This window comes from Cyanobium sp. N5-Cardenillas (assembly GCF_024345515.1).
Classification (GTDB): Bacteria; Cyanobacteriota; Cyanobacteriia; order PCC-6307; family Cyanobiaceae; genus Cyanobium.
In genome coordinates, this window is the sequence record NZ_JAGQBG010000190.1 from 1 (window position 1) to 6226 (window position 6226).

The 6226-nt window shown below is 64.4% G+C and carries 6 protein-coding genes; 5 read left to right on the plus strand and 1 reads right to left on the minus strand.

The genetic code is table 11. The features are described from left to right. The 3 genes from KBZ04_RS13405 to KBZ04_RS13415 form a co-directional block, all read left to right on the plus strand. The coding region (locus tag KBZ04_RS13405) for an exosortase/archaeosortase family protein (RefSeq protein ID WP_254992407.1) at positions 1–594 on the plus strand (594 nt) is incomplete at its 5' end. After that, on the plus strand, positions 591–1259 hold the full coding sequence (locus KBZ04_RS13410) for a hypothetical protein (protein ID WP_254992408.1): 669 nt from the start codon (positions 591–593) through the stop codon (positions 1257–1259). The genes KBZ04_RS13405 and KBZ04_RS13410, both read left to right, overlap by 4 nt. Positions 1260–1440: 181 nt before the next feature. After that, positions 1441–1992: a hypothetical protein gene (locus KBZ04_RS13415; RefSeq protein ID WP_254992409.1), complete on the plus strand. Its 552-nt coding sequence runs from the start codon at positions 1441–1443 to the stop codon at positions 1990–1992. Positions 1993–2001: 9 nt separating this feature from the next. Here the strand turns inward: KBZ04_RS13415 and KBZ04_RS13420 are convergent, their stop codons facing one another. Beyond that, complete coding sequence (locus tag KBZ04_RS13420) at positions 2002–4281, minus strand: GumC family protein (protein WP_254992410.1); 2280 nt, start codon at positions 4279–4281, stop codon at positions 2002–2004. A 470-nt stretch (positions 4282–4751) separates the two neighbouring features. On the opposite strand from KBZ04_RS13420, the gene KBZ04_RS13425 reads away from it, so the two are divergent. Continuing rightward, entirely contained in the window at positions 4752–5918 is a 1167-nt protein-coding gene (locus KBZ04_RS13425; protein WP_254992411.1) for an SLBB domain-containing protein, read from the plus strand. Positions 5919–5970: 52 nt separating this feature from the next. Continuing rightward, on the plus strand, positions 5971–6226 hold a 256-nt coding region (locus KBZ04_RS13430; RefSeq protein WP_254992412.1), incomplete at its 3' end, for a hypothetical protein.

Below are 6226 nucleotides of genomic sequence, written 5' to 3' on the forward strand. Positions count from 1 at the left end.
GGCCTCGCTCCGATCGGTGGTCTCGCCCTGGGCCTGATGGCCGAGAAGCCCGCCAAGCTGGGCCGTTTCCGCGATCCCCTGCTCTGCCTGCTGCTCCTGCCTGGCTTCGCCCTGTTGATGCGAATCTTGCCGGAGGCGCCCATCAGCCTGCTCACCGCCCGGCTCTCCGGCCTGTGGCTGAGCATCCTGGGACTTGACGTGACCGTTAACACCCGCAGCGTGCTGCTGCCGGGGGGGGGCGTGAGGGTGCTCGGGCCTTGCAACGGGGTCGACCTGATGGCCCAGATCCTCTGCGTCGCCGTCATCTTCCTGTTGGCCTTCCCGATCCGGTCCTGGACCAGTCGTTGCCTGCTCTTCGTGATCGCGCCGCTGATCGGGCTGATCAGCAACACCTTCCGGATCGCCCTGCTGCCCGTCTTCGCGGGCCATGGCCACTCCAAGGGAAGCTGGTGGTTCGATTTCTTCCACGAGAGCACCGGATCCCTGGTCTTTTCCGGCGTCGCCGTCCTGATGTTCGGCATGGTCTACATGCGCCTTCTGGAGCGGGAACTGCCTCCGCTTCCGGCTCCACCGCCCCAGGAGGGCAGCACGTGATCACCGCTCCCCTGCTGGTGCGGTGGTACGCCACCCTTGCCACCGTCAGTGCACTCCTGGCCACCCAGGCGATCGTGTTTCCGCGCTGGCAGGAGGCTCCCGGCCCCTTGCCCACCCAGCAGCTGGAAGCAGGGCTGCGTGAGGCCAATCTCCTGTCCCCAACGAAACGCCCCTCCTCCACAACCCCCTGGCCGGCCATGCGCCGCTATGAACTGGCCACTTCCGCACCCGTCGTTTTCCCCCTTCGAGGGGGGTTTGAACTCACCCTGATGCATGCGACCGTGCGCCAGCGGTTCAACTTTCAGACCGGCACCATGGGACGAGCGCAGCCAAGCCTGAAGCTGAGCAAGCGACGCCTCATCGACACACCAGTACCAACGGCGACAGGCCTGGCCCAGGATCGACCCGTCTTCCAGACCTGCCTGGTGAGCGGACCTGGTTTGGTTCGCGCCTTCGGGGTGACGCGTGACCAACTCGCCGCCAATGCCGACCAGCTCTCCAGCGGCATCGATTCCGCTGTCGCGCGGGTGATCGGGCTCGAGCCCAACCGCACCTATGCCTGCACCTTGATCAGTCTGCGCGGTCCCAAAGGGGATCCGCCCTCTGATCGCCTGTGGCGGCAGGTGCTCGACCTGGTGGAGCCGGTGCTTCGATCCCAGGGCTAGGCCAGGGGGAACCACCTGCCGGGCCGGCGACCGCCCCGCCAGCTTCCCGATTCCCATCTCCCGACGCTTCCTTACCCATCGCCCTCACACCCACCACGCGCTGCCTTCCTGGGGCCGCCCAACTGCCTGAAAGGGCGTCGACGACGCCTGAGGCCTGCACCAGCGCCCAGGTGATCGTCTAGTGGTCGGAATCCTGCGGCGGATTCTGCAGAGCCTCAGGGAGGCGGAAAGGCCGGCCCAGCCGGTGCTGGAGCGCTCCCTGCCCTGCAGCTGGGTTCTCAGCAATCGCCTGGCGATCGGCCCGATGCCACGCAGCGACTGGCACTGGCAGCAGCTGGAACAGGCCGGTTTCCGCAGCCGCTTCAGCTGTTGCTACCCGGAGGAAGAAACCGGACTGATCCTGCCGCCCGGGTGGTCAAGTGACCGGATCTCCCTTCCCGACCATCGGCAGCAGGAGCCGATGCAGGCCGCCAGGCTGGCCCTGGCCTTGGCCAGGGCCGAAGCCCTGGTGAGCGAGACTTCTCCCGTCTACCTGCATTGCATGGCGGGGTACGAACGGTCACCCCTGCTCGCCGTGGGACTCACGGCCCGGCTGCGCGGCATCGACATGCTCGCCGCCCTGGCCTGGGTTCGACGCTGCCACCCCATGGCCATGCCCATCTACGACCACCTGGTGATGCTGGATGGCATCCTGTCCTCCAGTCCAGGGAGGACGGATGTCCGCCAGGGGTGAACCGGCCCCTCAGCCCCTCTTCCCGAAGCGCTTCCTCAACCAGCTGATCGGCCCATGACCGGAAGCATCGTCCTGGCGATGGCGACGCGATGGGCCCCGTTCGGCGGGAGGCAGGGAGCTGCTGCCGGTGCTGGGGAGGTTGCCGCCGTTGGAGGGGGATGACCCGGAGGATGGCCCCTCTTCGTCCCGGTAATAGGTCTTGACGTCGGATTCTCCCTCGTTGTAACGGGAGCTGACATAGGAATTGGTGGCGGCACCCTTCATGTAGCTGTCGCGATAACGCTGGACATAACTGCCGAATCCGCCAGACGATGGCTCGGTGGCACTCTTCGCATAACCGGACGCCGACGCATAGGCGTAGTGATAGTAATAACCGTATTCGTAGCCGTAATCGTTGAGGCGACTCGGGAAATTCACCTGGTTGCAGATGATGCCCAGCACATCCACACCGGAGGCCCGGATGCGGCGGCTGGCCTGGGGAGCCAGTTCCCGGCTCACCTTGCCCAGTCCGACAAGGAACAAGATGCCATCGAGTTTCTCCCCGAGCAGGATCGGATCGGCCAGCATCAGGCAGGGAGGTGCGTCCACGACGACGATGTCGTAGCCGGGGAGTGCTCGAATTTCCTCCATGACATCCTTGCAGCGGCTGGAGTTCAGCAGCTTGGCGGGATCGGGCGGCTTCGGACCGGCAGGAAGCACATCCATGTTCTCGACAATGGAGTTAATGAACTCGGTTGGTTTTCGAGTGGAATCGGACAGCAGGGTGGACAGGCCATCGCCCTGCTCCACGCCCAGGTATCTGGCCTGCATCGGCAGACGCATGTCGGAATCGACGACCAGCACCTTCAGGCCAAGGTCGGCGAGGGTGCGGGCAAACACGGCGACGGCGGTGGATTTACCCTCCCCCTGGGTGGAGGAGGTGACCCCGACCATGCGGATGTTGCTGTCGGCGCGAAGCAGCCGGAAGGTGGTGAACAGACTGCGCAGGGACTCCTTGATCGCAAAGCGCTCGCTGGAGGACATCTTGGAGATGCTGGTGGCGATGTCGACACCGGGCTCCAGGGGAAGGTAGGGAATCAGGCCCAACACGGGCAGCTGAAGTTCCTTTTCCACCTCCATGGGGGTATGGAAGACATTGTCCGTTTTCTCCCGGAGGATCGCTGCGCCAAGCCCGGCCAGCAGGCCGATCATGATGGCGCGCAGCAGGTTGCGCTGGATGTTGGGCTCCACCGGGCTGCCGCCGAAATCGGGGGGGCCGATCACTTCCCAGGGTGAGATCGAACGGGCCATCTCGAGCCGGTAGCGCTCCCTGGCCTGGATGTAGGAGGTGTACTGCTCCCTGGCGATGGACAATCGCTGGTTGATGCTCTCGAACTCCGCCATCTTCTGCGGATTGTTGCGGAAGTTCTCGCTGAGAAGCAGGATCTGGCGGTTGATTTCATCCTGCTGGGCCACGTTGGAGAGCAGCCTGGCCTTCACGGCATCCGCAGCCTGGCGCTGGACCACGGGCAGCAGCTGGTTGCGTCTCGCCAGCAGAGACTGGACGATCGGGGAGTTCTCCTTGAACGTGCCTTTGGCGGTGGCCAGCTCCTGCTCGAACTGGTTGAGCAGGTCGAGGGGGGTGGCGGTTTCCCTGGCGGTCTCGGCGCCGGATGAGGCCCGGCCAGGGACAAGAACGCTGTTGCGGCCAAGCTGCTCGAGGGCGGTTGGGGCGCCACTGGGGGTGAACTGCAGCTTGCCGGTCTGAATCGATTTCAGCTGACTGTCGAGTTGCACCTGCTCGTTCTGAAGGGTGCGCAACTGGTTGACGAGCCCCTCACGCGCTCCGAGGATCTGGCCTGCCGCGGTTTCGGGGTCGATGAAGTTATTGCGTTCGCGGAACTTGAGCATCTCCAGGGAGAGCTTCTGAACCCGCGACTCGATCGCCGGAGCCTGTTCATCCAGGAATCGGACACCGGAGTTCACGGCAGCCTGTCGCTGGGTAAGGGAGAAGGCGGTGTAATCCTTCGCCAGCTGTCGCAGAATCACCTTGCCCTTGGCGGGATCGGGCCAGCGCAGGGAAACGTTGAGGACGTTGTCAACCCGTGCGGACTCCTGGTTGATGGAGAGGTTGCTTTCGAGGGCGCTCAGCGGCACCCCCTGACGCTGGGCGACAGGTCCGAGCAGCAGGGGACTTCGCATCAGGACGATGAGGCTGGGTACGTCCGTCTTGATTTCACTACGGGCGATGCTTTCCACCGATCCGCCGCCACCACCGCCTGGGTTATCGAAGGGGTTGCTGATCTGCATCTGAAACCCGCCCTGATAGACGGGTGAAAAGATGCGCTGCCTCAGGGTGTTGATCGCCAGGACACCGGTGACAACGGCAAAGGTGACCAGGAAGACGGACTGGCGGCGCTTGATGGTCCTGACCAGACCGCCCAGCCCTCCACCCCCTGACTGGCCCTCTCCAGACGGGCTCAGGGGACTTTGGAGCGTGGGATCGAAAGACTGGGGAAAGCCGGCCCCGGGACCGACCGTGGGGGGAAAGGACAGCGGGCGCGGCGTTCCACCCGGAAAGGTCTCAGGAGGAACACCCGTCGTTGTCACGTTATGAACTGCGGAGAAACTTGTGCCGATGATAATGGCAACCGCCCGAGAATGCCCCTTGACGCGCCCGTCTATGGTGGTAATCCGATTAATGACCGTCGGTGGCTTTTCATCCCAGATCATCTGTACGCCAGGGGGCCGATGGTGGCCCGGGCCAGGCGGCTGAACGGTTGTCCACCGCACGACGCCTGTCCCGCCGGCCCATCCGGCGACGCCTGTCCGCCCTGGGCCTTGTTGGTTTCACCGGCCTGGTGTTCGCCCCGACCGGCCTGAGGGCTTCGGTACCCCAGGGACTCTCCCCCCAGGCCCCTTTGAGGGGATCCGGTGCTGTCAGCGCCACCCCCGGCCCCGGCCCTACGACCTCGGCGCCACTTCCCCTCTCCGTGACGGAGGTCTACAACGATCTTTACGTGCTCGGACCCGGGGACGGTCTGCAGCTCACCTTCACCGATCCCTCCGCCTCCACCATCGGTGGTCCTGTCGTCATCCTTCCCGATGGCACCTCCACCTTGTCCCTGCTTGGATCGGTCCAGCTCACCGGTCTCACCATCGGCCAGGCCACCCGCTGGCTCACCTCCCTTTATGCCAAGCAGCTCGTACGTCCTGAGCTGATCCTCAGCCTCACATCTCCGCGCCCCGTGAAGGTGACGATCATCGGCGAGGTGGGCCGGCCTGGTTTGTACCCGCTGCAGTCCTACTCCACGCCGGTTTCCGCGATCCAGACGGCCGGGGGGGTCACCCTCAACGCCGACATCCGCAAGGTTCTGCTGCGCCGGCTGGCTGGCCCGGACGGCAGCCAGAAACAGACCGTGCTTGATCTGGCCCAGGTGTTCCAGGCAGGCAACCAACGCCAGAACCCGATCCTTTTCGACGGTGACACCATCGTCATCGCCCGCACCGAAGAGCTGATTCCTGAGGAGATTCTTCAGATCGGCGCCACGAACCTGGCCCCGGCGACCATCAGTGTCTCAGTGATCGGTGAAGTCAGGAGCCCCGGCACCATCAGCGTGCCCGCCAACACGCCCCTGGCCGAAGCCATTTTCCGGGCCGGAGGCGCTGAGAACTGGCGGGCCAACAAGAACGACATCGAGCTCGTCCGGCTCAACCGCAACGGCACCACCACCCGTGAAGTGTTCAGCTACAGGGACGGGATCGGCGTCTCCAAGGGGCTGAATCCACCCCTGCGGGACCGGGACACGATCATCGTGAACCGCACCTTCTACGCCGAGGCGCTTGACGTCATCAACCAGGTGATCGTTCCCCTCAGTCAGGCCGCCAGCTCCTATTATTTCTTCCGAGATACATTTAACGGCAACAGAAACAACAACTTCCGCTGACCCCGCTGCATCGGCCACCCGTTTCCACCCAAAGCCGCCCCTACCACAAGCCATGTACCGCGAACCCACCATCAGCCCCAAAGCCATCGCCTGGGCCCTGCTGAGCCAGTCGATCTGGCTTCCCCTGCTGGCCATTGATGCCCACGATCGCTGGCAGGCCAACATCAAGGACATGGCCATCCCCCAGCCCGCCGATCCCAAGGGAACGGATGAGGAGGCGGTCGCTTCGCTGCCCGAGGAACCCGCCAAAAAGGCCGAGAGCGCCTCCCCGTCGCCGCTTGATGATCTTGGCGTCACCACTGGACATG